25 protein-coding genes and 1 tRNA gene are annotated in these 26,857 nt (G+C 70.0%); 18 read left to right on the top strand and 8 right to left on the bottom strand.

Translation table 11 applies throughout. The annotated features are described in order from the left end of the window. Positions 1 to 24: 24 nt before the first annotated feature. Positions 25 to 1,869 carry a hypothetical protein gene (locus FHS07_RS11045; protein WP_183419946.1) on the bottom strand — a complete coding sequence of 615 codons (1,845 nt, stop codon included), beginning with the start codon at positions 1,867 to 1,869 and terminating at the stop codon, positions 25 to 27. A gap of 379 nt (positions 1,870 to 2,248) precedes the next feature. Here FHS07_RS11045 and FHS07_RS11040 point away from each other — a divergent pair, with 379 nt between their 5' ends. From FHS07_RS11040 to FHS07_RS11015, 6 genes are all read left to right on the top strand, one after another. Continuing rightward, positions 2,249 to 2,458, top strand: a complete 210-nt coding sequence (locus FHS07_RS11040) for a hypothetical protein (protein ID WP_183419945.1) — start codon at positions 2,249 to 2,251, stop codon at positions 2,456 to 2,458. Positions 2,459 to 2,536: 78 nt separating this feature from the next. Continuing rightward, a complete protein-coding gene (locus FHS07_RS11035) occupies positions 2,537 to 2,956 on the top strand; it encodes a hypothetical protein (RefSeq protein WP_183419944.1) in 420 nt (139 codons plus the stop codon). Between the two features lie 225 nt (positions 2,957 to 3,181). Beyond that, the gene (locus tag FHS07_RS11030) at positions 3,182 to 3,964 is read left to right on the top strand and encodes a DeoR family transcriptional regulator (RefSeq protein WP_183419943.1); all 783 of its coding nucleotides are present in this window, start codon (positions 3,182 to 3,184) and stop codon (positions 3,962 to 3,964) included. Further along, a complete protein-coding gene (locus tag FHS07_RS11025) occupies positions 3,961 to 4,926 on the top strand; it encodes a 1-phosphofructokinase family hexose kinase (protein WP_183419942.1) in 966 nt (321 codons plus the stop codon). The genes FHS07_RS11030 and FHS07_RS11025 overlap by 4 nt, the downstream gene beginning before the upstream one ends. An 18-nt stretch (positions 4,927 to 4,944) precedes the next feature. Next, positions 4,945 to 7,005, top strand: a complete 2,061-nt coding sequence (locus FHS07_RS11020) for a PTS fructose transporter subunit IIABC (protein WP_183419941.1) — start codon at positions 4,945 to 4,947, stop codon at positions 7,003 to 7,005. 28 nt (positions 7,006 to 7,033) lie between these two features. Continuing rightward, on the top strand, positions 7,034 to 7,303 hold the full coding sequence (locus FHS07_RS11015) for an HPr family phosphocarrier protein (RefSeq protein WP_055954014.1): 270 nt from the start codon (positions 7,034 to 7,036) through the stop codon (positions 7,301 to 7,303). A 150-nt stretch (positions 7,304 to 7,453) separates the two neighbouring features. Here FHS07_RS11015 and FHS07_RS11010 read toward each other — a convergent pair whose 3' ends face one another. Then, on the bottom strand, positions 7,454 to 8,092 hold the full coding sequence (locus FHS07_RS11010; protein ID WP_183419940.1) for an MBL fold metallo-hydrolase: 639 nt from the start codon (positions 8,090 to 8,092) through the stop codon (positions 7,454 to 7,456). A 186-nt stretch (positions 8,093 to 8,278) separates the two neighbouring features. Between FHS07_RS11010 and FHS07_RS11005 the strand changes: the two genes are divergently transcribed. Continuing rightward, positions 8,279 to 8,354: transfer RNA gene (locus FHS07_RS11005), tRNA-Glu, on the top strand. A gap of 364 nt (positions 8,355 to 8,718) precedes the next feature. On the opposite strand, the gene FHS07_RS11000 is transcribed toward FHS07_RS11005, so the two are convergent. Further along, positions 8,719 to 9,774, bottom strand: a complete 1,056-nt coding sequence (locus FHS07_RS11000) for a DUF4349 domain-containing protein (protein ID WP_183419939.1) — start codon at positions 9,772 to 9,774, stop codon at positions 8,719 to 8,721. Continuing rightward, positions 9,771 to 10,325: an RNA polymerase sigma factor gene (locus tag FHS07_RS10995; protein ID WP_183419938.1), complete on the bottom strand. Its 555-nt coding sequence runs from the start codon at positions 10,323 to 10,325 to the stop codon at positions 9,771 to 9,773. The genes FHS07_RS11000 and FHS07_RS10995 overlap by 4 nt, the downstream gene beginning before the upstream one ends. Before the next feature lie 240 nt (positions 10,326 to 10,565). Between FHS07_RS10995 and FHS07_RS10990 the strand changes: the two genes are divergently transcribed. Continuing rightward, positions 10,566 to 11,630 carry a TerC family protein gene (locus tag FHS07_RS10990; RefSeq protein WP_183419937.1) on the top strand — a complete coding sequence of 355 codons (1,065 nt, stop codon included), beginning with the start codon at positions 10,566 to 10,568 and terminating at the stop codon, positions 11,628 to 11,630. A 125-nt stretch (positions 11,631 to 11,755) separates the two neighbouring features. Here the strand turns inward: FHS07_RS10990 and FHS07_RS10985 are convergent, their stop codons facing one another. Both FHS07_RS10985 and FHS07_RS10980 read right to left on the bottom strand, forming a co-directional pair. Then, on the bottom strand, positions 11,756 to 13,069 hold the full coding sequence (locus tag FHS07_RS10985; protein WP_183419936.1) for an LLM class flavin-dependent oxidoreductase: 1,314 nt from the start codon (positions 13,067 to 13,069) through the stop codon (positions 11,756 to 11,758). Next, positions 13,066 to 14,376 carry an O-acetylhomoserine aminocarboxypropyltransferase/cysteine synthase family protein gene (locus FHS07_RS10980; RefSeq protein ID WP_183419935.1) on the bottom strand — a complete coding sequence of 437 codons (1,311 nt, stop codon included), beginning with the start codon at positions 14,374 to 14,376 and terminating at the stop codon, positions 13,066 to 13,068. The genes FHS07_RS10985 and FHS07_RS10980 overlap by 4 nt, the downstream gene beginning before the upstream one ends. Positions 14,377 to 14,604: 228 nt before the next feature. On the opposite strand from FHS07_RS10980, the gene leuC reads away from it, so the two are divergent. The 6 genes from leuC (at position 14,605) to FHS07_RS10950 (ending at position 21,002) form a co-directional block, all read left to right on the top strand. After that, positions 14,605 to 16,104: a 3-isopropylmalate dehydratase large subunit gene (gene leuC / locus FHS07_RS10975; protein ID WP_246383439.1), complete on the top strand. Its 1,500-nt coding sequence runs from the start codon at positions 14,605 to 14,607 to the stop codon at positions 16,102 to 16,104. A 1-nt stretch (position 16,105) separates the two neighbouring features. Further along, positions 16,106 to 16,702: a 3-isopropylmalate dehydratase small subunit gene (gene leuD / locus FHS07_RS10970; RefSeq protein ID WP_183419934.1), complete on the top strand. Its 597-nt coding sequence runs from the start codon at positions 16,106 to 16,108 to the stop codon at positions 16,700 to 16,702. A 63-nt stretch (positions 16,703 to 16,765) separates the two neighbouring features. After that, positions 16,766 to 18,139: a UDP-N-acetylglucosamine 1-carboxyvinyltransferase gene (gene murA / locus FHS07_RS10965; RefSeq protein ID WP_183419933.1), complete on the top strand. Its 1,374-nt coding sequence runs from the start codon at positions 16,766 to 16,768 to the stop codon at positions 18,137 to 18,139. Beyond that, complete coding sequence (locus tag FHS07_RS10960; protein ID WP_183419932.1) at positions 18,136 to 18,885, top strand: lysophospholipid acyltransferase family protein; 750 nt, start codon at positions 18,136 to 18,138, stop codon at positions 18,883 to 18,885. The genes murA and FHS07_RS10960 overlap by 4 nt, the downstream gene beginning before the upstream one ends. Then, complete coding sequence (locus tag FHS07_RS10955) at positions 18,875 to 20,017, top strand: NAD(P)H-dependent glycerol-3-phosphate dehydrogenase (protein WP_183419931.1); 1,143 nt, start codon at positions 18,875 to 18,877, stop codon at positions 20,015 to 20,017. The genes FHS07_RS10960 and FHS07_RS10955 overlap by 11 nt, the downstream gene beginning before the upstream one ends. Beyond that, positions 19,917 to 21,002, top strand: a complete 1,086-nt coding sequence (locus FHS07_RS10950) for a D-alanine--D-alanine ligase family protein (protein WP_183419930.1) — start codon at positions 19,917 to 19,919, stop codon at positions 21,000 to 21,002. Before FHS07_RS10955 ends, FHS07_RS10950 begins: the two co-directional genes overlap by 101 nt. 153 nt (positions 21,003 to 21,155) lie before the next feature. Here FHS07_RS10950 and FHS07_RS10945 read toward each other — a convergent pair whose 3' ends face one another. Beyond that, positions 21,156 to 21,653 (bottom strand): DUF3515 family protein, encoded by a 498-nt coding sequence (locus FHS07_RS10945; protein WP_183419929.1) that lies wholly within the window; start codon positions 21,651 to 21,653, stop codon positions 21,156 to 21,158. A gap of 25 nt (positions 21,654 to 21,678) precedes the next feature. On the opposite strand from FHS07_RS10945, the gene thiL reads away from it, so the two are divergent. Continuing rightward, the gene (thiL, locus tag FHS07_RS10940) at positions 21,679 to 22,683 is read left to right on the top strand and encodes a thiamine-phosphate kinase (RefSeq protein WP_183419928.1); all 1,005 of its coding nucleotides are present in this window, start codon (positions 21,679 to 21,681) and stop codon (positions 22,681 to 22,683) included. Between the two features lie 28 nt (positions 22,684 to 22,711). Here the strand turns inward: thiL and FHS07_RS10935 are convergent, their stop codons facing one another. Next, the gene (locus FHS07_RS10935; RefSeq protein WP_183419927.1) at positions 22,712 to 23,275 is read right to left on the bottom strand and encodes an RsmD family RNA methyltransferase; all 564 of its coding nucleotides are present in this window, start codon (positions 23,273 to 23,275) and stop codon (positions 22,712 to 22,714) included. 220 nt (positions 23,276 to 23,495) lie between these two features. Here FHS07_RS10935 and FHS07_RS10930 point away from each other — a divergent pair, with 220 nt between their 5' ends. The 3 genes from FHS07_RS10930 to FHS07_RS10920 all read left to right on the top strand — a co-directional run bounded on the left by FHS07_RS10930 (position 23,496) and on the right by FHS07_RS10920 (position 26,855). Then, the gene (locus FHS07_RS10930) at positions 23,496 to 25,682 is read left to right on the top strand and encodes an ATP-dependent DNA helicase RecG (protein WP_183419926.1); all 2,187 of its coding nucleotides are present in this window, start codon (positions 23,496 to 23,498) and stop codon (positions 25,680 to 25,682) included. A gap of 41 nt (positions 25,683 to 25,723) precedes the next feature. Further along, positions 25,724 to 26,221, top strand: a complete 498-nt coding sequence (coaD, locus tag FHS07_RS10925; protein WP_183419925.1) for a pantetheine-phosphate adenylyltransferase — start codon at positions 25,724 to 25,726, stop codon at positions 26,219 to 26,221. 139 nt (positions 26,222 to 26,360) lie between these two features. Further along, on the top strand, positions 26,361 to 26,855 hold the full coding sequence (locus FHS07_RS10920; RefSeq protein ID WP_183419924.1) for a YceD family protein: 495 nt from the start codon (positions 26,361 to 26,363) through the stop codon (positions 26,853 to 26,855). The last annotated feature ends 2 nt before the right edge of the window (positions 26,856 to 26,857 follow it).

Here is a 26,857-nt window from a genome sequence, read left to right as displayed (position 1 = left end):
CGGACGCGACGGACGCCCCGACGTTCACCCGATGGCGGCGGTGGCGGTGCTGGTCTGGGACAGGGTGGTGTAGCCCGCCTTGGCGCCCGTGACACGGACGCTGATGCGCTTGCCCTTGTCCGTCGACGTGAGCTTGTACGTGCCGGCGGTGGCGCCGGAGATGGCCACGCCGTTCCGCAGCCACTGATAGCTCAGGGTCACCGGTGCGGGCGCCCAGGTGCCGGCGCGCGCGGTCAGGGTGGACCCCACCTTGGTCGTGCCCGTGATGGTGGGCGTCGCCCCGGTCAACGTCCCGTTCGCGACCACCGCCGACGCGCTGGTCGCGGCCTTCGTGGTGTACCCGCTCTTCGTGCCGGTCACCATGACCGACAGCCGCGTCCCGGCGTCGGCGGCGACGGGCGTGTAGGTCGCCGACGTGGCGCCCGAGATCGACGCGCCTCCGCGCAGCCACTGATAGGTGAACGTCACGGGAGACGGTCCCCACGCGCCCGGCACGGCGGTCACCGTCTTGCCGACGGCCGGCGACACGCTGATCGTCGGGGTGGCCGAGGTGAGAACGCCCTTGGAGACGACGGCGGTCGGTGCGCTGGTCTTGCGCGCACCGGAGTAGCCGGGCTTGCTCGCGGTGACCGCGACGCTGATCTGCGTTCCCGCATCGGCGGGGCTGACCGTGTAGGTCGACGACTTCGCCCCGGAGATGTAGCTGCCGCCGTTTCGCATCCACTGGTAGGTGAGGGTCGTGCCCTCGTCCCACGTTCCCGGGTTCGCCGTGAGCGTGGAGCCCACCTGGGCGGTACCGGTGATCTTCGGGGTCGGCATGAGGGTGAGGAGGGGGAGTTGGTAGGTGCTGAGCTTCAGTTCGTAGTCGCCGACGTCGAAGCCCCATCCGCCTACCTGGATGAAGTAGGTCTTACCCGGTTCCACCGCGAAGTCTGCGTACGCCTGCGTCTTGTCGTAAGCACCCGGTCCGGCGGGTTCCCCCTCCTTCTGTGCGGGGCAGGCGATGACCGATGTCGGCGTCGAACCGTTGGATGCCCACACGGCGGCATCCGCGTTGTAGTAGCTGTCGCGCAGATCGACGCGGATGCCGGTCGTGTTCGTGGCGACGTACTTGTACCAGCGCGTGCCCAACATCGTCACGAACCCCCGGCCGCACGAGGTGGCATAGGGCTCATACCAATTGTTGTCCACCTTTGCGAGCGACCCCGATACGGTGCCCGGCACGGAGACGGAAGTGGCAGTGGCGGGGGAGAGGTTGGAGATCGGCGCGCTGGAGGTGATTCGAAGGGATGCCGTGTCCGTCGTGCCCGCGTTATAAGCGTCATCCGTCACCTGAAAGAGGTACGTCGTCCCCGCCTTGGCTTGCAGGTGGTTCTCATCGCGGAACCCGGTCTCGGTGCAGCTGATTCGAGTGACCTCGCTCATCGCGGCCGAGGCGTAGGCGACGATCATGCTTTCTCGACCGTTCACTCCGCCGCTGAATGTCAGCGTCTGCGCGACCGGCGACGTGAAGGAATACCAGATCGAGCGGGTGCCCTCGGTGAAGTACTCCGTCACGTCGGGATCCGTCGTCCGACACGTGGCCGGCTCATCCGCCTCCAACGTGGCGCCGGCGTATGGCTGGCTGCTTACATCGAAGGGCAACGACGACACTTTCGTCGCATTCGCGAGCATGTCGTTGGCGGGCGCCGCGGCAGCCGAGAACAGACGATTCGGTGAGACCGGCGCCGAACGCTCTGCCGGCGACTGCTCCCGCTCCTCCGATGTGTGCCAGCGTCCGGCCGTGGTGGACGAGTCCTGATCGACGGACGTCGCCGCGGCGTTCGCGGCGGTCCCTCCGACCAGTCCGATCGCCACGACGAGCGACACAGCGCAGGCCAGCGAATTTCTGGCGCGATGAATGGACACGATGATTACCCCCTGTAGACCGCGCTCACGCGCGGATCGTCGTCAGTGCCCGGCCCGCGCGACGCCACCCCAAGCCCCCTTGGAGCGGCGACACACGACACTGTCTACGACGACCGGAATCGGCGGCGCAGCAGAACGATCAGGCGCGGCACTCCCCGATCCCCCAGGACTGCGCTCATCAAAGCATGGCCGTTGGAGCGGGGCAACTGAGCTCGCCGGACGGGCACGTGTCTCGACCGGGCGCGACGGGGGAGCGCGACCCACGGACGCTCGTGCGCGATCTCGGGGTCGAGGACTCCCGCGCCCACCCCCGAGGTCGCGGCGGGGCGACAATGGATGAATGGGACTCTTCGTACAGCGACCTGAGGAGCCGAGCGAGTGGGCGGGCCTGCCGGGCGAGCCTGCGCGGCCGCAGACGAAAGCCGAGCTGCTGCCCGACCACGATGGTCCGGCGGCGTCGCCGACCGGTCTGGTCGGACTCACGAACGATTCGACGACCTCGATCGCCATTCCGTTGGACGAGCCCGCAGAGGCGGCCCACGGCGACTGAGCGCGGGGGAGCAGACGACACGGCTGCACTTCCGCGCCGTCGCGGCGCGGCGGGATAGCATCCCGAGAGGAGGTCTTCGTGAAGCGCACCCGCATCGTCGTCCTGGCCGCAGTCCTGCCGTTGTTGATCGCGGGCTGCACGCCGACGGCATCCGAGGATCCCTCCACTGCGGAACCCGTGACGTCGACTACCCCGTCGCCCTCCGGGATGGACCAGATGCTGCCGCCGACCATCGTCGAACCGAGCGACCTCGAGGGCACCGACGTCCCCGTCATCCGGGGCACGTCGCTCGTGCTGGCCGTACCCGAGGGCAGCGAGGCGGAGTGGAGGGGAACGACCGCCGACGTCGCCGTCGCGGAATTCTCCGCCGGCGGGCCGTCGGAGGGTGCGGTCTTCCGGCCCGGATTCATCGTGCGCGAGGTGGGGAGCACCGCTGCCACGCTCACCGGACCCGACGGTGCCACGGTCTCGTTCACGATCACGGTCTCCGAGTACTGACCGCCGGAGCGCTCCCCGACCGCTGAGGCGGCATGGTGATCGGCGATCCGCCCGCGTCGACGCCTGGGTCGGCTCGCACTGTGCCCGCGGAGCGACGGCCGGGCCGGCCCCTCGCTGTGCCCGGGGAGAGAGGTGTCCTCCGAGGTAGACGACCCGATCACCGAAAGGACTGTTGCTCTATGTTGTTTCGTGTTGTATCGTGTGGGAATCTTCGAAGGGGATCCCGTGTACGCAATGGAGCGCCAGCAGCTCATCGAGCGCGAACTGCGAGATATCGGACGCGTCAGCGTCGTCGACCTCGCTCGCCGCTTCGACGTCACGACCGAGACCGTCCGCCGCGACCTCGACCGCCTCGAAGGAACCGGGTCCCTGCGCCGCGTGCACGGCGGTGCGGTGAGCACCGACCGGGCGAGCACCGCCGAGTGGACGCTCACCGAGCGTCGCGACCGTCAGGGCGACGCGAAGCGCGCGATCGCGGCCGAAGCTGCGAGCCTTCTCGGTGCGTCTTTCCGCGGCTCGATCTTCTTCGACGGGGGCACCACCCCCGCCGCCGTGGCGGCGATGCTTCCCGAGACCCTCGGGACGGGCGGCGGCGTCGAGGTCGTGACGCACTCACTCGAGGCGGCGCACCTGCTCGCGGGCGAGGAGCAGTTCTCGCTCACCACGATCGGCGGGCGCGTTCGCGGGGTGACCGCCGCGGCGGTCGGCGCGCACACCGTTCGCGCGATCGCAGAGCTTCGCCCCGACATCGCTTTCGTGGGAACCAACGGGCTCAGTGCCGGCTTCGGCCTCAGCACCCCCGACCCCGAAGAGGCGGCCGTGAAAGCCGCCATCATCCAGTCGGCACGTCGCGTCGTCCTCGTCGCCGACGCAGCCAAATTCGGAGAGGAACTGCTCGTGCGCTTCGCCCGACTCGACGAGATCGACGTTCTCGTCACCGACGCGGCCCCGCCCGCACCCCTGGCAGAGGCTCTCGCCGACGCCGATGTCGAGGTGCGTGTCGCATGATCGTCACTCTCACCGCCAACCCGTCGGCCGATCGCGCCGTCGTGCTCTCCGACGCCCTCGCCCCCGGCGAGGTACAGCGCGCCCTGTCCTCACGTGAGGATGCCGGCGGCAAGGGCGTCAACGTCGCCCGTGTCGTGTCCGCCGCGGGCGCTCCCGCGCGCGCCGTCGTGCCCGTGAACGCGCACGATCCGTACCGGATGCTGCTGGAAGACACCGGCATCGCCCTCGAGATCGTCGAGGTCGCCGGCCGCGCGCGCGCCAACCTCACCATCACCGACCTGTCGGGCGAGACCACCAAGCTGAACCTGCCCGGCGCCGAACTCTCGTCCGTCGAGGCCGAGGCGCTCGTCACCGGCGTGGTCGCCGCGGCAGAGGGGGCCACCTGGCTCGTGCTCGCCGGTTCGCTTCCGCCCGGGGTCCCCGCGACGTTCTACGCCGATCTGGTCCGCGCCGTCCGCGCGCGCTGGGGGGCCGCGGCTCCCCGTATCGCGGTCGACGCGTCGGGTACCGCTCTCGCCGCCGTCGTCGAGACCGCTCGCCCCGACCTCATCAAGCCGAACCACGAAGAACTCGCCGAGCTCGTGGGCGAGGATGCCGCGTCCGACACCGACGTGCTCGCCGAGGCCGCTCGGCGCGCCCGGGCCCTGGTCCCCGGCCGCGTCGCATCCGCTCTCGTCACCCTCGGAGCCGACGGCGCCCTGCTGTTCACGGCCGACGGCGACTGGCGCGGACGCGCCCCCAAGATCCAGGTCGCCAGCACCGTCGGCGCGGGCGACAGCTCGCTCGCCGGCTACCTGCTGGCCGACCTCGAGGGGGCCACGGCCCCCGACCGTCTCGCGCGCAGCATCGCCTACGGCGCCGCGGCCGCGACCCTGCCGGGGACTCAGGCCCCGACACCCGACGACCTGCCCACGGCACCCATCGTCGTCACCGACTTCGCCACCCCCATCGCTACATCCTGACCACGGAGGTCATCGACAATGTCCGACATCATCACGCCGGAGCTCGTCACACTCGACGTGCCCCTGGGTACCGACAAGCAGTCGGTGATCCGCGCCCTCGCCGAGCGCGTCGTCGCGCAGGGCCGCGCGACGAGCGCACAAGAACTGTTCGACGACGCCTGGGCCCGCGAGCAGAAGGACGAGACCGGCCTGCCCGGCGGCATCGGCATTCCGCACGCCCGCAGCGCCTCGGTCACCGAGCCCACTCTCGCCTTCGCCCGTCTGACCCCGGGCGTCGACTTCGGTGCTCCTGACGGGCCCGCCGACATCGTGTTCCTCATCGCCGCCCCCGCGGGTGCCGACGAGGCCCATCTGTCGGTGCTGTCGCAGCTCGCCCGTAGCCTCATGAAGAACGACTTCATGTCGGGGCTGCGTGCCGCGCACGCACCCGAAGACGCGGTGCGCATCATCACGGATGCCATCACCCCGGCGTCCGAGCCCGCTCCGGCTGCTGCCGCCGCTGCGCCCGTCGCCGCTGCCGCTGCGCCCGCCGCCACCCGCGCCGATGCCCGCACCGCCACGAAGACGAAGAAGATCGTCGCCGTCACGGCCTGCGCCACCGGCATCGCCCACACCTTCATGGCCGCCGACGCGCTCACCGCGGCCGGTGCCGAGGCCGACGGTGTCGAGCTGATCGTCGAGCCCCAGGGCTCGAGCGGCTACAAGGCCCTGCCGCAGAGCGTCATCGACGACGCCGACGCCGTGATCTTCGCGGTCGACGTCGACGTGCGCGAACCCCAGCGCTTCGCCGGCAAGCCGGTCGTGCGCTCCGGCGTCAAGCGCGGCATCGAGCAGCCGAAGCAGCTCATCGCGGAGGCCCTCGCCGCCAGCGAAAACCCCAACGCCGCACGTGTTCCGGGCAGCGGCACCGCGGCATCCGCCTCCGACGTGCCGGTCGCCCAGCAGTCGGTGGGTCGCCGCATCCAGCGGTGGCTGCTGACCGGTGTCAGCTACATGATCCCGTTCGTCGCCGGTGGCGGTCTGCTGATCGCCCTCGGGTTCCTGCTCGCCGGCTACCGGGTGACCGACGACGCGGCCAACGTCATCATCCAGAACTCCCTCTGGGATCTGCCGGAGGGCGGAGTCGGCCAGTACCTCGGTTCCGTCGCGTTCATGATCGGCGCGACCTCGATGGGCTTCCTCGTCGCCGTGCTCGCGGGCTTCATCGCCTACGCGATCGCCGACCGCCCCGGCATCGCGCCCGGCTTCGTCGCCGGTGCCGTCGCCGTGCTCATGAACGCCGGCTTCATCGGCGGCATCATCGGCGGTCTGCTCGCCGGCTTCATCGCGTGGTGGCTCGGCCGCTTCAACGCGCCCCGCTGGCTCCGCGGCCTGATGCCGGTGGTGATCGTGCCGTTCCTCGGCTCGATCTTCGCCTCGGGCCTGATGATCCTCTTCCTCGGTCGCCCGATCGCCTCGCTCATGGCCGCGCTCACCGAGGGCCTGACCGGCCTCGCCGCCAGCGGCGCCGGCGCCATCGTGCTCGGTGTGATCCTCGGCCTCATGATGTGCTTCGACCTCGGTGGCCCCGTCAACAAGGTCGCTTACGTCTTCGCCACCACCGGCCTCGCCGCCGCGACCCAGACCAACACCACCCCGTACCTGATCATGGCCGCGGTCATGGCCGCCGGCATGGTGCCCCCGCTCGCGATGGCGCTCGCCTCCACGGTCCTCTCCCGCGGCCGGTTCACCCCGGTTGAGCGTGAGAACGGTGCGGCCGCCTGGCTGCTCGGCGCCTCGTTCATCTCCGAGGGCGCGATTCCGTTCGCCGCGGCAGACCCGCTGCGCGTCATCCCCGCCTCGATGGTGGGCGGTGCGATCACCGGTGGGTTGAGCATGCTGATCGGTGTGCAGTCGTACGCACCTCACGGCGGCATCTTCGTCCTGTTCGCGATCAACCCGGTGTGGGGTTTCCCGCTGGCGATCATTGTCGGTACGGTCGTGACGGCGCTCATCGTCGTCGCCCTCAAGGGCATCGGTCGCACTCCGAAGGACGCTTCCGTCGCCGAGACCGCCCCCGCGGCCACGGTCGCCGCTTAAGACCCCCGTCGAATCGAGAGGATTCACCATGGCAGAACGTCAGGCCACCATCGCCAGCAGCTCGGGTCTCCACGCCCGCCCCGCGAAGCTCTTCGTGCAGGCCGTGCAGGAGAAGAAGATCCCCGTCACGATCTCGGCCGACGGCGGTGCCGACCTCAACGCCGGCAGCATCCTGTCGCTCATGGGTCTCGGCGCCGGTCACGGCACGGTCGTGACGCTCAAGGCCGAGGGTGAGGGTGCCGAGCAGGCGCTCGACGAGCTCGTCGCCCTCCTCGAGACCGACCTCGACGCGCAGTAAGCACGTCGTCCGAGAACACCGGATGCCACGGGCCTCAGGGCTCGTGGCATCCGGTGTTTCTGCGTTCGGGGCCTGGCCAGAGATCCTGCGCAGCGGCACCACGAACCCGCGGTGGGGGCGGGAACGGCGCTTCTGCCTGGGACGTGCCGATCAGACCTCGACGGTGTCGCCGGGCTTGAGGTCGACGAACGAGCCGCCGTTCTGCTCGACGGCCCACGTCAGACGCGCGTCGCCCATCTGCTTGCCGGCGACCGACAGCGTCATGTCATGGGTGGCGAAGACGCGCTCGGGCTTGACGGCGAGGACGTAATCGATCGCGTCGCCGATCTTCAACCACGGGGCGCCGACCGGGGCGGCCAGCAGCGTGACTTTGGCGTGCTTGGGGACGGTGTACGAGTCACCGGGGTAGTAGAAGGCGTCGTTCACCAGCACGCCGACGTTGTCGACCACCGGGATCGACTCGTGGATGACGGCGTGCTCGCCGCCCGAGAACTCGAGGTGGAACGGGCCGAGGTCGAGCCGATCACCGGGGTGCACGGCGGTCACCTCGAATCCCGCCGCGACGTGGACGACCCCCGCAGGCCCGTAGATCGGGACTCCGGGATGTGCTTTGAGCAGGCGCGTGAGGTGCTCGGGCGTCCAGTGATCGGGATGCTCGTGCGTGAGGACGACACCGACGAGGCCGACGAGATCCTCGATCGGCGAGGTGAAGCTGCCGGGGTCGATGACCAGCGAGTGGCCCGATTCGACGAGGACGAGGGCGGCGTGTTCGTGCTTCGTGAGGCGCATGAACCGAGTCAACTCTTCCTGCGGGGAGCGCGGCAACCGCTGGCGCTGAGGGTGAACAGCGTCTATCGCCCCTTCCGTCGGCACCCGGTTCGCGGTACCTTGCTGGGACACGCCCGAGATTTCGATGGTTCCACCTCGATTTTGCGTGCGCGCCAATCGTGATGCATACTTGAACGGTTGTGACGCGGCCCCATCGTATAGCGGCCTAGTACGCTGCCCTCTCACGGCGGTAACGCGGGTTCGAATCCCGCTGGGGTCACCAAACGTGAAAATGCCTCGACCGAATGGTCGGGGCATTTTTGCGTGCGGCGACCGCGGCCGGACGAGGAGCCGCATGAGCGGGTTGGGCCCCACCGCCCGGAGGCTCCGCGCGCCGCGAAGCGGCGTGTGGAGGGGGCGGAGGGAGAATCCCGCTGGGGTCACCAAACGTGAAAATGCCTCGACCGAATGGTCGGGGCATTTTCGTTGTCGCGGTTGTACCCGAACGGTGAGCCGTAGGCGCGGACCGGTTCCCCCGCACTCGCACCGGGTTCGGCACGCGTCGAACGGAATCGGATGCCAAGGCCTTCGGCATCCGATTCCGTTGCGCTCTCCTGAACTGGGCGCCGGCCGTCGCGTCCCGGGATTCAGCCCTCGCGAGCCGCGCGGCGACGCCGCACGATACGCCGTACGCCCCAGACCACCGCCCACGAGAGCCCGGCCACGACGATCCACGGCAGCAGGAATCCGATGCCGATGACGACACCGTTGAGCATTGCGACGAGGCCGTTCCAGCCGGCGCCGAGGCCGTCGCCGAAGCCGGCGGGGTCGGCGGTGACGGATGCCGATCGCTCGGTCAGCTGCACACTCAGCGACGACAGGGCCACCTGCGATTCGATCGACTGCAGGACCTGTCGATCGCTGTCGAGCTGCGCCTGCCGTTCGGCCAGCGCCGACTCGGCGGTGATGAGGTCGGCGACGGACGCTGCCTGACCCATGAGCTCGGTCAGACGCGCGACGGACGCCTCCCCGGCGGCGACCCGCGCACGCAGGTCGACGGTCTGCTCTGTCACGTCGGAGCGGTTGACGCTCGTCGCCGTCACGTCGCCGACGTCGCGGAGGCCGTCCATGACGGTGGTCAGCGACTCGGCGGGGACGCGCACCGTGATCCAGCCGGAGGATGCCGACGTGGTCGCCGCGGAACCTTCGATCGGGATGCCGACCATGCGGCCACCGAGCTGCGACGACTCGACGTATCCGCCGACCGCGGTCGCCGCGGAGGTGACCGCATCGATCGCCGCCGGCACGTCGTCGACCTCGACCGTGCTGGAACCGGTGGCGACGATGTCGCGGCTCCCGGTCTCTCGGGCGGCCGACGCGTCGGGAAGAGCGCCGGACTCCGCGAAGCCCTGACCCGGAACGACGTCGACACCGCCGGGAACGAACTGATCCTGGAGGCCCTCCGCGCTCTCGGCCCCGCTCGCGCCGGCCACCGTCGATCCGCCCCCGCCCTGCGAGGACGAAAGCGACGGACCCACGACGGCGGCGATCACGACGACGGCGGCGGCCGCACCGACACCCGTCCAGATGTTGCGGCGGCGGCGGCGTACGCGATCGCGCTCATCGGCGATCCGGCCGAGAACGGCGTGCTCCATGGCATCCACGCGCTCGGCGGATAGTGAGGGCAGTGTGGGGGTGGTCATGGCGTCTCCGTTTCCATCGCGCTGGCACGCACCCGGGAACGGATGCGGGAGAGGCGGTTGCGTACCGCGCCGTGCGACACGCCCAACGACGCCGCCGCGGCCTCGTAGCCGTAGCCTTCGGCAGCGCACAGCCGGAAGATCTCGCGGTCCAGCTCGCTCAGCCGCTCGACGGCGGCGAGGATGGCCGCCACCGTCTGGGCCTCGACGACCTGCGCCTCGACGTCGACGGCGGCGGGGATCTGCTCGTCGAGCTGCGCGTGCGAGCCGTGCCGCCGCCGGACGCGCAGACGGTTCTGCGCCTGGAACCGGCACACGGTGGCCAGCCACGGCAGGAGCGACACGCCCTCGAGGCGCAGGGAGGGGAGCTTCTTCCACGCGACCACGAACGTGTCCTGCACGACGTCTTCCGCATCGGCGGTGTCGCCGATGAGCCCGAACGCCACCCAATACACCGGCCGGACGTATGCACGGTACAGCTCTCGAAACGCCTGCTCCGAGCCGCCGGCCGCGCGCGCGACCAGGGCCCTGTCGTCGATCACGTCGTCGGTCATGGCATCCGTTCCCCTCCTCGGGCAGGCTGTCGTGAGCACTCTCTCACTCAGAGGTGTCGCACCGCGGCGGATCGTCTCACGGCGATTCCTCCACGCCCCGCCAGGCAAGTGGCAGGCGACCCCGTCGGGCGCGAGGGGACGACCGAAGGCGACCGCGCCTCGCGAAGTACTTGCATAAGCTCTCGGACCGCCCCGCCGGGTCGATAAACTCGAGCGTTTCCCCCGACGAAAGGCCCCGCGATGGAGCTGCAGCTCGACCCGCTCTTCCAGACGATCACCCTGGTGGTGCTCGTACTGATCCTGGTCGCGGACCTGCTGATCATCCTGAAGCGCCCGCACATCCCCTCGCCGAAGGAGTCCACCCTCTGGGTCGTGTTCTACGTCACCCTCGCGCTCATCTTCGCGGGGATCCTGTGGATCGTCACCGGGGGAGAGGTCGCCGGGCAGTTCGTCGCCGGCTGGCTGACCGAGTACAGCCTCTCGATCGACAATCTCTTCGTGTTCGTGCTGATCATGGGGCAGTTCGCCGTCCCCCGTCGCTATCAGCAGGAGGTGCTGATGGTGGGCATCATCATCGCCCTCGTGCTGCGCGGGGCGTTCATCCTGGTCGGCGCGACCATCATCGAGAACTTCAGCCCGATCTTCTACCTGTTCGGGCTGTTCCTGATCTACACCGCGATCCGTCAGGCCTTCCCCGGGGGCGACCATGACGACGACACGCAGAAAGAGAACCTCATCGTGCGGACGCTGCGCCGCGTGCTGCCGATGAGCGACGCGTACGACGGCAAGAAGGTCATCACGCGCGTCGACGGCAAGAAGCTGTTCACGCCGATGATCATCGTGTTCGTGGCCATCGGTGTGACCGACCTGCTGTTCGCGATCGACTCGATCCCCGCGATCTTCGGCATCACGCAGAGCCCGTTCATCGTCTTCACCGCCAACCTCTTCGCCCTGATGGGCCTGCGTCAGCTGTACTTCCTGCTCGGCGACCTGCTCGACCGCCTGAAGTACCTGCACTACGGCATCGCGTTCATCCTCGCCTTCATCGGCGTGAAGCTCATCCTGCACGCGATGCACGTCAACGAACTGCCCTTCCTCAACGGCGGCGAGCCGATCGAGTGGGCGCCGGAGATCTCGACGTGGGTCTCGCTGGCCGTGATCATCCTGTCGATGGCGGTCGCCACGGTCGCCAGCCTGATCGCCGCACGTCGCGAGCCTGCAGCCGTCGGGGCGCAGGATGCCGCGGCCGAGGTCGCCGACGAGAAGGGCACCCCCTCGACGGTGGAGCACCCCGAGCGCGACTGACGCCTCGCCGGATCCTCCTCGATCCCGCATCGATTCCGAGGCCTAGACGTCCCCCTTCGTGCGGGTGGACGCCGCCTTGTCCGCACGGAGTGGACGTCACGTCGCTGGGCGTCCCGGCAGGTGGGTCAGAACGCGCGCAGGTTCGCCTGCAGACCGCCGTCGACGTACTCCTCGCGGAGGATCCCGCGCCGGCGCAGGATCGGCACCAGATCGTCGAGCACGCGGTGAACGGTGACCGGGTGTAGGTCGCCCCACAGGAGTACGCCGTCGTTGCCCCAGGTGCCGAGTTCTTCGATGCGGTCGGCGAACTCGTCGGCCGTGCCGACGAAACCGGTACCGTCCTTCAGCCGCCCGAGGCGCGCGTGCGCGGCGAGCACCGTCCGCAGCGGCGCGTCGGCGTCGTGCTTTCCGAGGAGCCGCTTGATGCTGCCCTCCGACACGTGCTCGCTGAAGATCGACCGGTCGAGGGGTTTGTCGAGGTCGAGCCCGGTGAGGTCGGTCTCGAGATCGCTCGACTGCTTGCGGGCGATGGCGACCAGTGCCTCCTCCGACGGATCAGCGGATGCCGCGACCAGGCGGTCGGCCTCCTCGGGCGACGACACGAGCACCGGCTGGATGGCGAAGAGGATTTTGATGTCGGAGGCGTCGCGCCCGGCGGCGACGGCTGCGTCGTGGATCCGCCCGCGGTACGCGCGGATGCTCGCCTCGTCGAGCGGTGCCAGCGCCAGTTGCACGTCGGAGTTGTGCCCGGCGAACGACAGTCCTCGGCCCGATCCCCCGGGAGACACGATGGCGGGCTCGCCGTCGGTGAACGGGATGGCGTTCAGCGGGCCGTCGAAGTCGTAGTACTCGCCGCGGTGGCGGGTGGCATCCAATCTCGTTCCGTCGGCGTACACGCCCGATTCCTCGTCGACGACGAGGGCGCCCGTGCCCCAGCTGCGCCAGAGATCCCGGATGCCGCCGAGCCACTCCTCGGCCCGGTCGTACGCCGCGTCGTGTCCGAGCTGCGGTGCAGACGAGAAGTGCCGCGCGCTGCCGGTGTCGGTCACGACGTTCAGACCGAGGCGGTGCCCGCTGAGGTGCTGCAGCGTCGCGAACTGGCGGGCGGCGGTATACGGCAGATACGCCGCGGGGTTCACCGTGGGGACCACGCCGAGGTGCCGCGTGGCGGCGAAGAGGTACGGAGCGAGCAGGAGCGGATCGTGCTTGGGACCGCCGAACGCGTGACGTACGCGCAGATCGATGGTCTCGGCGCTGCCGAGCGAGGGCGCGTCCTCGATGATGAGCAGGTCGAAGCCGGCCTGCTCGAGCGTGCGGGCGGAGTCCTGGTAGAGGGCCGGTTCGGTCCAGCGGTGGTTCCACCGCAGATAGGGGTGCCCCCATCCGTGCGGGCCGAAGCCGCGGGCGAGGAACCACCCGAAGTGCTGGAGGCGGGTCACAGCACGACCGTCTCGCGCTCGGGGGCGGGCACTCCCACCAGCGCCTGATCGAGATCGGCGAGGATGTCGTCGATGTCCTCGATGCCGATCGACAGGCGGATCGTGCCGGGGAACACGCCCGCACGCTCGCGTTCTTCGACGGTGCGGGCGGAGTGCGAGGTGCTCTGCGGGTGCAGCACGAGCGAGCGCACGTCACCGAGGTGGGTCATGTGCGTGATGAGCTTCACCGCCTGCACGACGTGGCGCGCGGCTTCGAGCCCGCCGCGCAGGGTCACGGTGAACACCGAGCCGCTGCCGCGTGTCAGGTACCGCCGTCCCAGCTCGTGGTGGGGGTGCGATTCCAGGCCGACGTAGTCGACGCGCTCCACCTCGGGGCGCCCCTCGAGCCACTTCGCGACCGTCAGCGCGTTCTGCGACTGGCGCTCCACCCGCAGGCTCAACGTCTCGATGCCCTGACCGATGAGGAAGGCGTTCAGCGGCGAGGGCGCGGGGCCGAAGCGCGGGGCGACGCTCTCGCGGATGTACGCGCCGCGGGCGCGGGCGCCGTGCTTCTCGGCGTAGCTCGCTCCGCCGAGGCGGTCGGTCTGCACGAGGTGGGGGAAGCGGTGTCCGGATGCCGCGGCGTCGAACCGCCCGTCGTCGACGATGACACCGCCCAGTACCGCCCCCTGGCCCGCGAGGAACTTGCTCGCCGAGTGCACGACGACGGCGGCGCCGTGCTCGATCGGCCGCAGCAGGTACGGAGTCGTGAACGTGCTGTCGACCACGAGCGGGATGCCGTGCTCCCGACCTATCGCCGAGATGGCCGTTACGTCGAGCACGTCGTTGCGGGCGTTGGAGAGCGTCTCGGCGAAGAACGCCCTCGTCCGCGGGGTGATGGCATCCCGCCAGGCGTCGAGGTCGGACGTGTCGACGAAGGTCGTCTCGATGCCCAATCGCACGAGGTTGTCGAGCAGCAGTCCGCGCGTTCCCTCGTAGATGTGCTCCGAGACGACGATGTGATCGCCGGCGCCGGCCAGGGCCAGCAACGCCACGGTCACCGCGGCCTGGCCGCTGGAGACGAGGACGGCCTGATCGCCGCCCTCGATCGAGGCGAGACGCTCCTCGACCGCCTGCACGGTGGGGTTGCCCGTGCGGGTGTAGCCGAAGCCGGTACCCGTGCCGAAGTGCGCGGCAGACTCGTCGAGGTCGCGGAAGGTGAACCCCGCGGTCAGGTAGATGGGCATCGCCCGCGGGGTGGCGGGCGCGGTGGCGGAGCCGGCGTGCACCTGTCGCGTCGAGAATCCGGTGTCGGCGTCTGCGGCCATGGGGCACGCTCCTTCCTTCGGGTCGGCCCAGGCTCGCACGCGAGTTCGCGCAACGCCCAAATATGCGGCGTCGTGTTACGCAGGGGCTGCCGACCGGCCCGGTGGTATCGTGACGAGGTGCGGATCGCCGGCCTCCTCCTTAGCGGCCGCGACGAGACCTTGTTCTAGGCCTTTCTCGTCGCGGAGTTCGTCGCGGGCCTCACACCCCTCCCGAGGAGAAACGCAAACATGAGCACTATTCCCGAGAACCCTCGCACCCTGGCCGAGAAGGTCTGGGACGACCACCTCGTCGTCAAGGGCGAGAACGGTCAGCCCGACCTCATCTACATCGACCTGCACCTCGTGCACGAGGTCACGAGCCCCCAGGCGTTCGACGGTCTGCGCGCCGAGGGGCGCCCCGTCCGCCGGCTCGATCTGACGATCGCCACCGAGGACCACAACACCCCCACGCTCGACATCGACAAGCCGATCGCCGACCTCACCAGCCGCACGCAGATCGAGACGCTGCGACGCAACGCCGCCGAGTTCGACGTGCGCATCCACTCGCTCGGCGACAAAGAACAGGGCATCGTCCACGTCGTGGGTCCCCAGCTCGGGCTCACCATGCCGGGCATCACCGTGGTCTGCGGCGACTCGCACACCTCCACGCACGGCGCGTTCGGCGCCATGGCGTTCGGCATCGGCACGAGCGAGGTCGAGCACGTGCTCGCCACGCAGACCCTGCCGCTGAAGCCCTTCAAGACGATGGCCATCACGGTCGAGGGCGAACTCAAGCCCGGCGTGACCGCGAAAGACATCATCCTCGCGATCATCGCCAAGATCGGCGCGAACGGTGGCCAGGGCTACGTGCTCGAGTTCCGTGGCAGCGCGATCCGCTCCCTCTCGATGGAGGGGCGCATGACCATGTGCAACATGTCGATCGAGGCCGGCGCCCGCGCGGGCATGATCGCCCCCGACGACACGACCTTCGCCTACGTCAAAGACAAGCCGCACGCCCCTCAGGGCCAGGACTGGGACGACGCCGTCGCCTACTGGCGCACCCTGCCGAGCGACGAGGGCGCCGTCTACGACGCCGAGGTCTTCCTCGACGCAGCCGAGCTCGAGCCGTTCGTCACCTGGGGCACGAACCCCGGCCAGGGCGTCTCGCTGTCGGACGTCGTGCCCACCCCGACCGACTTCGCCGACCCCAACGAGCGTGCCGCCGCCGAGCGGGCGCTGGAGTACATGGACCTCGCCGCCGGCACGCCGATGAAGGACATCCCGGTGGATGCCGTGTTCATGGGCTCGTGCACCAACAGCCGCATCGAAGACCTGCGTGCCTTCGCCTCCGTCATCCAGGGCCGCACCAAGGCCGAGAACGTCCGCGTGATGGTCGTGCCGGGTTCGGCCCGCGTGCGTCTGGAGGCGGAGGCCGAGGGACTCGACAAGGTGTTCGTCGACTTCGGTGCCGAGTGGCGTTTCGCCGGCTGCTCGATGTGTCTGGGAATGAACCCCGACCAGCTCGCACCGGGGGAGCGTTGCGCCTCCACCTCGAACCGCAACTTCGAAGGACGCCAGGGCAAGGGCGGACGCACGCACCTCGTGTCACCGCTGGTCGCGGCGGCCACGGCGGTCCGCGGCACGCTGTCGAGCCCCGCCGACCTCGACCCGGTGGCGACCGACGGCACCCTGATCACCGGCGGTGCCGCCCGCACCGACGCGACCGTTTCGACCGGGGCGGAGGCCTGACATGGAGAAGTTCAGCACGCACACCGGTATCGCCGCCCCGCTGAAGCGCTCGGCCGTCGACACCGACCAGATCATCCCCGCGGTCTTCCTCAAGCGCGTGACCAAGACCGGCTTCGACGACGCCCTCTTCGCCAACTGGCGGCAGGACCCCGAATTCATCCTCAACCAGGACGCCTATCGCTCGGCCTCCGTCCTCGTCGCCGGTCCCGACTTCGGCACCGGCTCGAGCCGTGAGCACGCCGTGTGGGCCCTGCGCGACTACGGCTTCCAGGTGGTGCTGAGCCCGAAGTTCGCCGACATCTTCCGCGGCAACTCCGGCAAGCAGGGCCTCGTCACGGGCGTGATCAGCGAAGACGACCTCGAGCGCATCTGGGCCGTGATCGAGGCGCAGCCCGGCATCGAGATGACCGTCGATCTGCAGGCCAAGACGGCGACCGTCGGCGATCTCCAGGTCTCGTTCGACATCGACGATTACACTAGGTGGCGGCTTCTCGAAGGGCTCGACGACATCGGGCTCACGCTGCGTGACGAAGACAAGATCACGCAGTTCGAGGCGCGCCGCGAGGCATGGCGGCCGCGGACCCTCCCGGTCCGCTGAGCCCGATCGACCCGATCGGGTCGATTCGCCGCCCCTCGTCAACGAAGTGAGGTCCACCCCCCTATGAGCACACTCGTCACCGACTCCGGAGACCGCATTCCCGGGCAGCCGGACTGGGAGGAGGCCGAGACCCTCACGATCCGCGGCGGCCGACCGCTGCGCGGCACCGTCGAGGTCAAGGGGGCGAAGAACCTCGTCACGAAGGCGATGGTGGCGGCGCTCCTCGGCGACACCACGAGCACGCTGCGCGACGTCCCGATGATCAGCGACGTCAAGGTCGTGCGCTCGCTCCTCGAGGTTCACGGCGTGACCGTGACCGAGGGCGACGAAGAGGGCACCCTCCACCTCGATCCCTCGGGCGCGGTCGCCGCGCACTTCGAGGAGATCGACGCGCACGCGGGCGCCTCGCGCATCCCCATCCTCTTCTGCGGACCGCTGCTGCACCTGCTCGGCGAGGCGCTCATCCCCGACCTCGGCGGATGCCGCATCGGCGACCGGCCGATCAACTTCCACATGGACGCGCTCCGCGCCTTCGGTGCGGTCGTCGACAAGAGCTACGAGGGCATCCGCATCACCGCCCCGGACGGGCTGCACGGCGCGAACATCACGCTGCCCTACCCCAGCGTCGGCGCGACCGAGCAGGTGCTGCTCACGGCCGTGCGGGCGAAGGGCGTGACCGAACTCCGCAATGCCGCGATCGAGCCCGAGATCATGGATCTCATCGCGGTGCTGCAGAAGATGGGCGCGATCATCTCGTACGAGCCCAACCGCGTCATCTTCATCGAGGGCGTCGAGCGTCTCGACGGCTACGACCACCGCGCGATCTTCGACCGCAACGAGGCCGCCTCGTGGGCGTGCGCCGCTCTCGCCACCGACGGTGAGATCTTCGCCAAGGGCGCCCGCCAGCAGGACATGCTGACCTTCCTCAACGTCTTCCGCAAGGCCGGCGGCTGGTTCGACGTCCGCGAGGACGGCATCCTGTTCCGTCGCGGCGACGCGCTCAAGCCCGTCATGGTCGAGACCGACGTGCACCCCGGCTTCATGACCGACTGGCAGCAGCCGCTGATCGTCGCCCTCACCCAGGCGTCGGGCACCTCCGTCGTGCACGAGACGGTGTACGAGAACCGCCTCGGCTTCACCGAGGCCCTGAACAAGATGGGCGCCGACATCGTCGTGCACCCGAAGGGACTCGACAGCGCCGACCGCCGCGTTCCGCGCCGCGATCTCGAGCAGGCCGCCGTCATCAACGGACCCACGCCCCTGCACGCGGCCGACGTCGAGGTGCCGGACCTGCGCGGCGGCTACAGCTACGTCATCGCGGCCCTGGCCGCGCAAGGCGAGTCGACGGTGCGCAACATCGGCATCATCCGCCGCGGCTACGAGAAGTTCCTCGAGAAGCTCACCGCCCTCGACGCCGATTTCGACGTCGCGGGATGAAGTCGGCGACCGCGACCCCCGAAACGAGTCGCCCGAGCATCTTCTGGCCGCTCGCGGCGATCATCGTGCCCGCGGTGGGGCTCTTCGCCCGCATCGAGATCCGCGGCGCCGAGAACCTGCCCCATGACGGTGCGTACGTGCTGGCTCCGAACCACAACTCGGAGTTCGACCCGCTCGTCGTGGCCGTCGCCGTGTGGCGACTCGGCCGTGCCCCCCGGTTCATGGCGAAAGAGAGTCTCTTCCGCGTGCCCGTGCTGGGTGCGGCGCTCAAGGCCACCGGCATGGTGCCCGTCCCGCGCGCGTCGTCGGGTGCCAACCAGTCGATGAAGGCCGCCGAGCAGATCGCACGCGACGGTCGCGGTGTGATCGTCTACGCCGAGGGCACGCTGACTCGGGACCCCGACCTGTGGCCGATGCGCGGCAAGACCGGCGCAGTGCGCCTGGCCCTGGCGGGCGGTCTTCCGCTCATCCCCATGGCCCAGTGGGGCGTGCAGCAGATCCTGCCGCGCTACGGCAAGCTCCGCTTCCCGCGACGTTCGCACGTCGTCGTGGAGTTCGGGCCGGCGATGGACCTCTCGGCGTACGCGGCGACGCCGACGCAGCCTTCGACGCTGGTCGCGGCGACCGACACGATGATGAACCGCGTGACGAGCATGCTCTCCGGCATCCGGGGTCTTCCCGCGCCGACCGTACGCTGGGACCCGACGAAGCACGGGCAGAACGAGACGGGGCGCCTTGAGCCGTAAGAACGTCGCTCCCGCGGCGGGACCGAAGGTCGCCGTCATCGGCGCCGGCAGCTGGGGCACGACGTTCGGCAAGATCCTCGCCGACGGCGGAGCCTCGGTCGTCATGTGGGCCCGCCGGCCGGAGCTCGCCGCCGAGATCACCGAATCCAAGCGCAACAGTCGGTACCTCTCGGGCATCAACCTGCCGCGGACGATGACGGCCACCACCGACCTCGCCGAAGCGCTGCGTGGAGCCGAGCAGATCTACCTGTCGGTGCCGAGCCAGACGCTGCGCGAGAACCTCGCCGCGATCAAGCCGTTCGTGGAACACACCGACGTGCCGATCGTTTCGCTCATGAAGGGCGTGGAGAAGTCGACGGGCCTTCGCATGAGCCAGGTCATCGAGCAGGTGCTGCAATGCGACCCGGCGCGGATCGCGGTGGCATCGGGCCCCAATCTGGCCCTCGAGATCGCACGCGAGCAGCCCACGGCTGCCGTCATCAGCTCGTTGAGCCCCGAGACGGCCGAAGCGGTGGCCCGGCGCGCGCGCAACCGCTACTTCCGCTCGTTCGTGAACACCGACGTGATCGGCACCGAGTTCGGCGGGGTGCTGAAGAACCTCATCGCCGTCGCGATCGGCATCGTCGACGGCGTCGGCTACGGCGAGAACACCAAGGCCTCCATCATCACGCGCGGGCTCGTCGAGATGACCGACTTCGCCGTGGCCCAGGGCGCGAAGCCCGAGACGCTGCAGGGTCTCGCCGGTCTCGGCGACCTCATCGCGACGTGCCAGTCGCCGCTCAGTCGCAACAACACCGCCGGGCGACTGCTCGGCCAGGGATACGGCTACAAAGAAGTCGTGGCCCAGATGCAGCAGACCGCCGAGGGCTTGGCATCCGTGGCCCCCGTGCTCCAGCTCGCGAAGCAGGTCGGCGTCGACATGCCCATCGTGCAGCAAGTGAAGATGGTGCTCGACGGCACCATGGACCCGCGCGACATCGCGCCGCACCTGACGACAGACGACGACCAGCCGCAGGGCGAGAGGACGCAGAATGACCAAACCGGTGGTGGTGGTGCTCTTCGGCGGGCGCTCCAGCGAGCATTCGATCAGTTCCGCCACGGCGGGCGGGGTTCTGCGGTCGATCGACCGTGAACGTTTCGAGGTGATCCCCGTCGGGATCACCCGCGACGGCGCCTTCGTGCTCGAAGACGACGATCCCGACAAGTTCGCCCTGCGCCCCGAGGCCCTGCCCCAGGTGGTCGACAACGGCACCCGCGTGCGGATGCCCGATTCGACGCTCTCGCGGGAGTGGACGGTGGCGGATGCCGATGGCGTCCGGTCCCTCGGTGACGTCGACGTGGTGCTGCCGATCCTCCACGGCCGCTTCGGCGAAGACGGAACGGTGCAGGGCCTTCTCGAACTGCTCGGCATCCCCTACGCCGGCTGCGGCGTGCTCATGTCGGCGATCGGAATGAGCAAGAACGTCACGAAGCAGGTGCTGCGCTCAGCGAACGTGCCCGTCGTGCCGTGGGTGGCCGTGACCCGCGCCGACCTCGAGCGCGACCGTGCCCTCTGGGAGCGGCGCATGCGCGCCCTCGACCTGCCGGTGTTCGTCAAGCCCAACGAAGCGGGTTCGAGCGTGGGCGTGACGAAGGTGTCGCGGTGGGAAGACCTGGATGCCGCTCTCGACACCGCCTTCGCCGAGGACCGCCTCGCGCTCGTCGAACAGGCGATCGTCGGGCGCGAGCTCGAGTGCGGCGTCCTGCCCGGACGCGACGGGGGACCGGTGCGCGTGAGCGTCGCGGGCGAGATCGTCGTGACGGGGCGGGAGTTCTACGACTTCGAGGCGAAGTACCTCGATGCCCCGGGCGTCGACCTCGTGTGCCCCGCCGACCTCGGCGAGGGCGAGTCGGCCGAGATGCAGCGCATCGCCACGCAGGCTTTCGAGGCGATCGGCGGGCAGGGCCTGGCGCGTGTCGACTTCTTCTACACCGGCACGGACTTCTACGTGAACGAGGTCAACACCATGCCGGGGTTCACGCCGATCTCGATGTTCCCCACGTGCTGGATCGCCTCGGGTCTGTCCTACCCCGACCTCATCAGCGACCTGCTCGACGTCGCGCTCGCGAAGGCCTGAATCGGGCCGATCGGCGTCGGGTCGTGCCGGGGTGGGGCGTCGCGGGATTCGGCGTGTCGCGGGACGCGCCCGCCCTTTTGCTCGCCAGGGTCCTGTCGGTGATCTCGCCAGGGTCCTGTCGCTGATGTCCGCTGGAGCCCGGGGCGACGACGGCTACGGCGTCGGGGAGGCCGTCGTGTCGGATGCCGCGGTGCAGACCGATCCGGTCGGCTGCAGGTACTCGCGGATGAGGGGCCCGAGCGCCTGTGCGACGTCGCCGCTGCTGGCGTTGTCGAAGTCGAGGTAGACCTGCAACGCGGGGCTGCGCCCGAACGTCGTCAACGTGTACCGGTTGTCGGCGGCCTGGGACTCGTCGACGAGCCAGTCCACGCCGTCGAACGAGCGGCACGGCAGCGTCGACGGCGCCGGGGGCTCGAGACCGCAGGTCATCAGGATGGATGCCGGATTTCCCCAGGCGCCCGTCGCCTGCGCGTCGGTCCAGCGACGTTCCTGGCCGGAGATGCTGCTCGGCAGGCGAGAGATCACCGAGGCGCACGCGGGGTCGTTGGCCAGCTTCGCGGGCTCCATCGCCACCGTCGTGCTGCATGCCGCGAGCCCCGGGACCAGAGCGAGAACGGCGAGGAGCGCGAGGGAACGGGAGGAGCGGGGCACCCGTCCAGGCTAATAGCGTGGGAGGGTGACCGACGCCGAGCCCGACCGTGAAACCACCGTGGGGGAGCTGTCCGAGGGGCAGATCCTGCGCGGCATCCTCGACCGACTTCCGCCTTCCCGTGCACTCGTCGGTCCCGGCGATGACGCCGCCGTGCTGGCCGTTCCCGACGGACGGGTCGTCGCCACGACCGACACGCTCGTGCACGGCCCCGACTTCCGCCTGGCGTGGTCGTCGCCGTTCGACCTCGGTTTCAAGGCGGGGGCTGTCAACCTCGCCGACGTCGCCGCGATGGGTGCCCGGCCGATCGCCCTTCTCGTGGCGTTGGCTATGCCCGACACGACGACGCTCGCCTTCGTGCGGGGGTTCGCCGACGGCCTCGCCGCCGCCTGCGCCGAGTTGGCCCCCGACTGCGCGGTCGAGGGCGGCGACCTCACCGTCTCCGACACGCTGACGATCGCGGTCACCGCCCTCGGCAGTCTCGACGGTCGCGACCCCGTGCGTCGGTCTGGTGCGCGGGTCGGCGACGGCGTCCACGTCATCGGGGAGCTCGGCGAAGCGGCTCGGGGCCTCGACGTGCTGTTCCAGAGGTTCGTGGATGCCGACGGTGCCCCCGTCGCCCTCACGGATGAGGCGCGTGCCGCCCTCGACCCCGCCGACGCGAAGGCGCTCTCGCGCCAGCTCGCCCCGCGCCCGCCGCTGGCCGAGGCGCTGAGGGCTGCGGCATCCGGGGCCACCGCGATGATGGACATCTCGGACGGCCTCGCGCTGGACGCGACGCGCCTCGCCGACGCGTCGGGCGTGACCATCGCCATCGACTCGACCGCCCTCGGCGACGACCCCGCGCGAGCGCTCGGAGGGGGAGAGGACCACGGTTTCCTGGTGACTTTCCCCCCGAACGCCGAGACGCTCGGTCGACGCATCGGAAGCGTGCAACAGCGCGGTGCCGCCGCGATCGAGGTCGACGGCGCGGCGTGGACGGGGCGCGCCGGGTGGGACCCCTACCGGGACTGGGACGCCGGTCGAGGGTGAGCCCGGCGCCGTCCTGCGTGAGCGCGACTCACAGGGGTGGACGGCCCCACCACATCGTGGTGTCGCCGTAGGCGCGGTCGCGCTCGGGCACCAGGCCGGCAGCCGCCCAGTCAGGCGCCGCGGAGCGCTTCGCACGCTCGACGATGACGGTCGCATCGGGGCTCAGTCGGGGTGCGAGGGCGACGAGGGCCTTCGTGAGGTCGTGGTCGGCGATGTCGTAGGGCGGGTCGAGGAACACCAGGTCCCACTCCTCGGCCGATGCCGCCAGGTAGGTGGTGACGTTCGCGCGATGAACCCGCGCGGGGCCGCTGACGCCCGCGGCGCGCACCCGGTCGGCGTTCTTGCGGATCAACACGGTGGCCGGGGCCGACAGCTCGACGAGGTCGGCGGAGGCGGCTCCGCGGCTCAGGCTCTCCAACCCCAGCGCTCCGGAGCCGGCGAAGAGGTCGGCGACCCGGGCGTCGTCGAGGACGCCCGCCGACTCGAGCGCACCGAACAGCGACTCGCGCACGCGATCGCTCGTGGGGCGGGTGCCCTTCGGGGGAACGTCGAGAACGGTGCCGCCCGCTCGGCCGGAGATGATGCGCGTCACCGCTCCAGCCTAGGGTCGTGGATGCCGCGGGGTGGTTCCGGCGGAGGGGCGCTGCGCTTCGTCGACGCCTCCGGCTTTGGGTGCGGTCCGTTCGAGGGGGTCGAGGACCTCGTGCTTTCCAGGCGGGATCGCGGTGGCTGAGCCTGTCGAAGCCGGCGGAGACCGCGGTGCCGGGGATGGGCGGGCGGTGATGTCTGGCCCCCTGCCTAGACTCGTCAGCATGCCCGGTCTCACGCTCGCCTCCCGGCTCGACGGCGCCGTGGGCGGCAAGACGGCGTCCGCGTTCGACCGCGCGTTCGGCATGAAGACCGTGGGCGAGCTGCTCGAGCACTACCCGCGCCGCTACGCCCGACGCGGTGAGCTCACCCCGATCGCCTCGCTGCCGTTGGGCGAGCCCGTCACCATCGTGGCCGAGGTCGTCAGCGCCGCCGAACGTCGCATGCAGAACCGGCGCGGCTCGCTCCTCGAGGTCGTGATCAGCGACGGCGACGGGCGCATGTCGCTGACGTTCTTCAACCAGCCGTGGCGCCTGAAAGACCTCACCCCCGGGCGGCGAGGCATCTTCTCGGGCAAGGTCGGCGAGTACCGACGGCAGACGCAGCTGACGAACCCCGACTACGAGCTGTTCGACGACATCGCCGAGGCCCGCGCCGAGGCCGAGGTCACGGCCAAAAGGCCCATCCCCATCTATCCCGCCACCGGTTCCGTCCCCAGCACACTCGTGCAGAAGACGATCGCGGTCGTGCTCGACGCGCTCGGCGAGGTCGACGACCCGCTGCCCGACGACCTCCGCACCCGGCGGGGACTCCTCCCCGCGCGCGCGGCGTTCGAGCGGATCCACCGACCCGAGAATGACGACGACATCCCTCCGGCCGTCGCGACCCTGCGCATGCACGAGGCCTTCGTGCTGCAGACGGCGCTCCTGCAGCAGCGTCAGTTCGTCCGCGCACTGTCGGCGACGAAACGCCCCGCGGCTCCGGGCGGCTTGCTCGAGCGATTCGACGCGATCCTTCCGTTCGAGCTCACCCCCGACCAACAGAACGTCGGAGCGCAGCTCGCCGCCGACCTCACGGGCGACTGGCCCATGAACCGTCTCGTGCAGGGCGAGGTGGGCTCCGGAAAGACCCTCGTGGCGCTGCGGGCGATGATGCAGGTGGCCGAGTCGGGCGGGCAGTCCGCCCTCATCGCCCCCACCGAGGTCCTCGCCGGCCAGCACCTCCGCTCGATCGCGCGCATGCTCGGGCCCGAGCTCGCGCCCGAGCTCATGCCGACGCTGCTGACAGGGCAGATGCCGGCGGCCGAGCGACGTAGGGCGGCGCTGCGCGTGGCGTCGGGTCAGGCGCGGATCGTGGTCGGAACGCACGCGCTGCTGAGCGCCACCACGACGTTCGCCGACCTCGGGTTCGTCGTCGTCGACGAACAGCACCGCTTCGGCGTCGACCAGCGCGAGGCGCTGCGTTCCAAGGGCGAGTCGCCGCACACCCTCGTGCTGACGGCGACGCCCATTCCCCGCACGGTCGCCATGACGGTGTTCGGCGACCTCGACGTCTCCACGATCCGCACCATGCCGGCCGGACGCGCCGGCATCCAATCATTCGTCGCGCCGCTGGCCGAGAAGCCGAGCTGGTTCGCGCGCGTGTGGGACCGCGTGGCGGAAGAGGTCGCGCAGGGCCGCCAGGCGTTCGTCGTGTGCGCGGCGATCGACGCCGAACAGCTCGCCGCCGACGACAAGACCGACGAACCCGCCGACACGCCGGATGGGGCGACTCCCGCCGCCGGAGAGAGCAGCCGAACGCGGTGGGGCGTCGTGCAGGTCGAAGCGCTGATCTCGCGGCTCCCGGGCTTCGCCGACATCCGCGTGCAGATCCTGCACGGCAAGATGCCGTCGGAGGAGAAGGACGCCGTCATGCAGGCGTTCGCCCGCGGCGACATCGACGTGCTCGTGGCGACGACGGTGATCGAGGTCGGCGTCGACGTGCCGAACGCCTCGACGATGGTCATCCTCGAGGCCGACCGTTTCGGCGTTTCCCAGCTGCATCAGTTGCGCGGGCGCGTCGGTCGTGGCGGGGTCCCGGGCCTCTGCCTGCTCGTGACCGAGGCCGCCCCCGGCACGTCGTCTCGTTCGCGCGTCGAGGCCGTGGCATCCACTCTCGACGGCTTCGCCCTCGCCGAGGTCGACCTCGAACTCCGCGGCGAGGGCGACGTGCTCGGCGGAGCGCAGTCGGGCGCGCGATCGTCGCTGCGTCTGCTGCGGGTGGTGACCGATGCCGACCTCATCACCGAGGCGCGCGCCGAGGGCGAGCGCCTCCTCGCCGACGACCCCGCGCTGGTGCGGCATCCCGGACTCGCCGCTGCCCTCGAACGCCGCGTCGGTGTCGAAGAGCGCGCCGCGCTGGCGAAGTCCTGAACGCCGGGCCCTCTGCCGAGTCGCGTCGATAGGCTGGCGGCATGGATCCCCGGATCGCCGTCGTCCCCGGCTCGTTCGACCCGCCCACGCTCGGGCATCTCGACGTCATCCGTCGTGCCGCCGGCCTCTTCGATCAGCTTCACGTTCTCGTCGTGCACAACCCCGGCAAAGAGGCGATGCTGCCCATCGCCGAGCGCCAGCGTCTGCTCGAGCAGTCGATCGCGGAGGCAGGAGTCCAGGGCGACGTGATCATCGCGACCTGGAGCATGGGCCTCCTCGTGGACTACGCCACCGATGTGGGCGCGAAGGTGCTGGTGAAGGGCATCCGTTCGCAGGTCGACGTGGCGTACGAGACCCCGATGGCGATCGTCAATCGCGACCTCGCGCACGTCGAGACGGTGTTCCTGCTGCCCGACCCCTCGCATGCGCTCGTGTCGAGTTCGCTCGTGCGCCAGGTGGCCGGCCTCGGCGGAGACGTGTCGCCCTATGTACCGCCCGCGGTCGCGCGTTACCTCGACACCGGCGCGCGCGGCATCTGATCCCGCCCGGGGGACGGGCGGATGCCGCGCCGCCCGGCCCCCGCTCAGGGGCGCGCGGGTAGCATGGACGACCGTGAGAACCCGTCGACCCGGCCCCTTCCAACTCCCCGTCCGCGACATCGAGCACCACCCCGGTGAGATGCGCGAGCACAGCCTCGACCTCCCCACACCCGAGAAATGGGGGGAGGGCCTGCTCTCGATCCCCGAGGGCGAGATCCTCGAACTCGAGGTGCGTCTGGAGTCGGTGCACGAGGGGATCCTCGTCTCGGGCACCGTCGACACCACCGCCACGGGCGTGTGCGGACGGTGCCTCATCGACATCGACGAGCCTGTCGAAGTCGAGTTCCAGGAACTTTTCGCGTACCCTGGGATGGAAGCGAGTGACTTCGACGTTCAAGACGACCACGTGGATCTTGAAAATCTGGTCAGGGATGCCATTGTCCTGTCGCTTCCGTTCCAGCCGGTGTGTCAGCCGGACTGCCCCGGGCTCGACCCGAACACGGGCGAGAGGCTGACGAAAAGCACCGACGACACGGAGCAGACGCCTGTCGACACACGATGGGCTGCGCTCCAGCAGTACACCCCAGACGACGGCGATGCGCTCCGCGCCGCCCCCAAGACAGAGAAGAGCTAGTC

This window comes from Microbacterium proteolyticum (assembly GCF_014192415.1).
Classification (GTDB): Bacteria; Actinomycetota; Actinomycetes; order Actinomycetales; family Microbacteriaceae; genus Microbacterium; species Microbacterium proteolyticum.
This window is presented reverse-complemented; position numbering and strand designations above follow the sequence as displayed.

What these genes read in the sequence shown, in the direction of transcription:
- FHS07_RS11015 (WP_055954014.1), top strand. Translation starts at nt 7,034, where the DNA reads ATGGCAGAACGTCAGGCCACCATCGCCAGCAGCTCGGGTCTCCACGCC.
- murA (WP_183419933.1), top strand. Translation starts at nt 16,766, where the DNA reads ATGAGCACACTCGTCACCGACTCCGGAGACCGCATTCCCGGGCAGCCG.
- FHS07_RS10995 (WP_183419938.1), bottom strand. Translation starts at nt 10,325, where the DNA reads ATGACCGACGACGTGATCGACGACAGGGCCCTGGTCGCGCGCGCGGCC.
- FHS07_RS10990 (WP_183419937.1), top strand. Translation starts at nt 10,566, where the DNA reads ATGGAGCTGCAGCTCGACCCGCTCTTCCAGACGATCACCCTGGTGGTG.
- FHS07_RS10980 (WP_183419935.1), bottom strand. Translation starts at nt 14,376, where the DNA reads ATGGCCGCAGACGCCGACACCGGATTCTCGACGCGACAGGTGCACGCC.
- leuD (WP_183419934.1), top strand. Translation starts at nt 16,106, where the DNA reads ATGGAGAAGTTCAGCACGCACACCGGTATCGCCGCCCCGCTGAAGCGC.
- FHS07_RS11010 (WP_183419940.1), bottom strand. Translation starts at nt 8,092, where the DNA reads ATGCGCCTCACGAAGCACGAACACGCCGCCCTCGTCCTCGTCGAATCG.
- FHS07_RS11020 (WP_183419941.1), top strand. Translation starts at nt 4,945, where the DNA reads ATGTCCGACATCATCACGCCGGAGCTCGTCACACTCGACGTGCCCCTG.
- FHS07_RS10950 (WP_183419930.1), top strand. Translation starts at nt 19,917, where the DNA reads ATGACCAAACCGGTGGTGGTGGTGCTCTTCGGCGGGCGCTCCAGCGAG.
- FHS07_RS10960 (WP_183419932.1), top strand. Translation starts at nt 18,136, where the DNA reads ATGAAGTCGGCGACCGCGACCCCCGAAACGAGTCGCCCGAGCATCTTC.
- coaD (WP_183419925.1), top strand. Translation starts at nt 25,724, where the DNA reads ATGGATCCCCGGATCGCCGTCGTCCCCGGCTCGTTCGACCCGCCCACG.
- FHS07_RS11025 (WP_183419942.1), top strand. Translation starts at nt 3,961, where the DNA reads ATGATCGTCACTCTCACCGCCAACCCGTCGGCCGATCGCGCCGTCGTG.
- FHS07_RS10920 (WP_183419924.1), top strand. Translation starts at nt 26,361, where the DNA reads ATGCGCGAGCACAGCCTCGACCTCCCCACACCCGAGAAATGGGGGGAG.
- FHS07_RS10930 (WP_183419926.1), top strand. Translation starts at nt 23,496, where the DNA reads ATGCCCGGTCTCACGCTCGCCTCCCGGCTCGACGGCGCCGTGGGCGGC.
- FHS07_RS11000 (WP_183419939.1), bottom strand. Translation starts at nt 9,774, where the DNA reads ATGACCACCCCCACACTGCCCTCACTATCCGCCGAGCGCGTGGATGCC.
- leuC (WP_246383439.1), top strand. Translation starts at nt 14,605, where the DNA reads ATGAGCACTATTCCCGAGAACCCTCGCACCCTGGCCGAGAAGGTCTGG.
- FHS07_RS11040 (WP_183419945.1), top strand. Translation starts at nt 2,249, where the DNA reads ATGGGACTCTTCGTACAGCGACCTGAGGAGCCGAGCGAGTGGGCGGGC.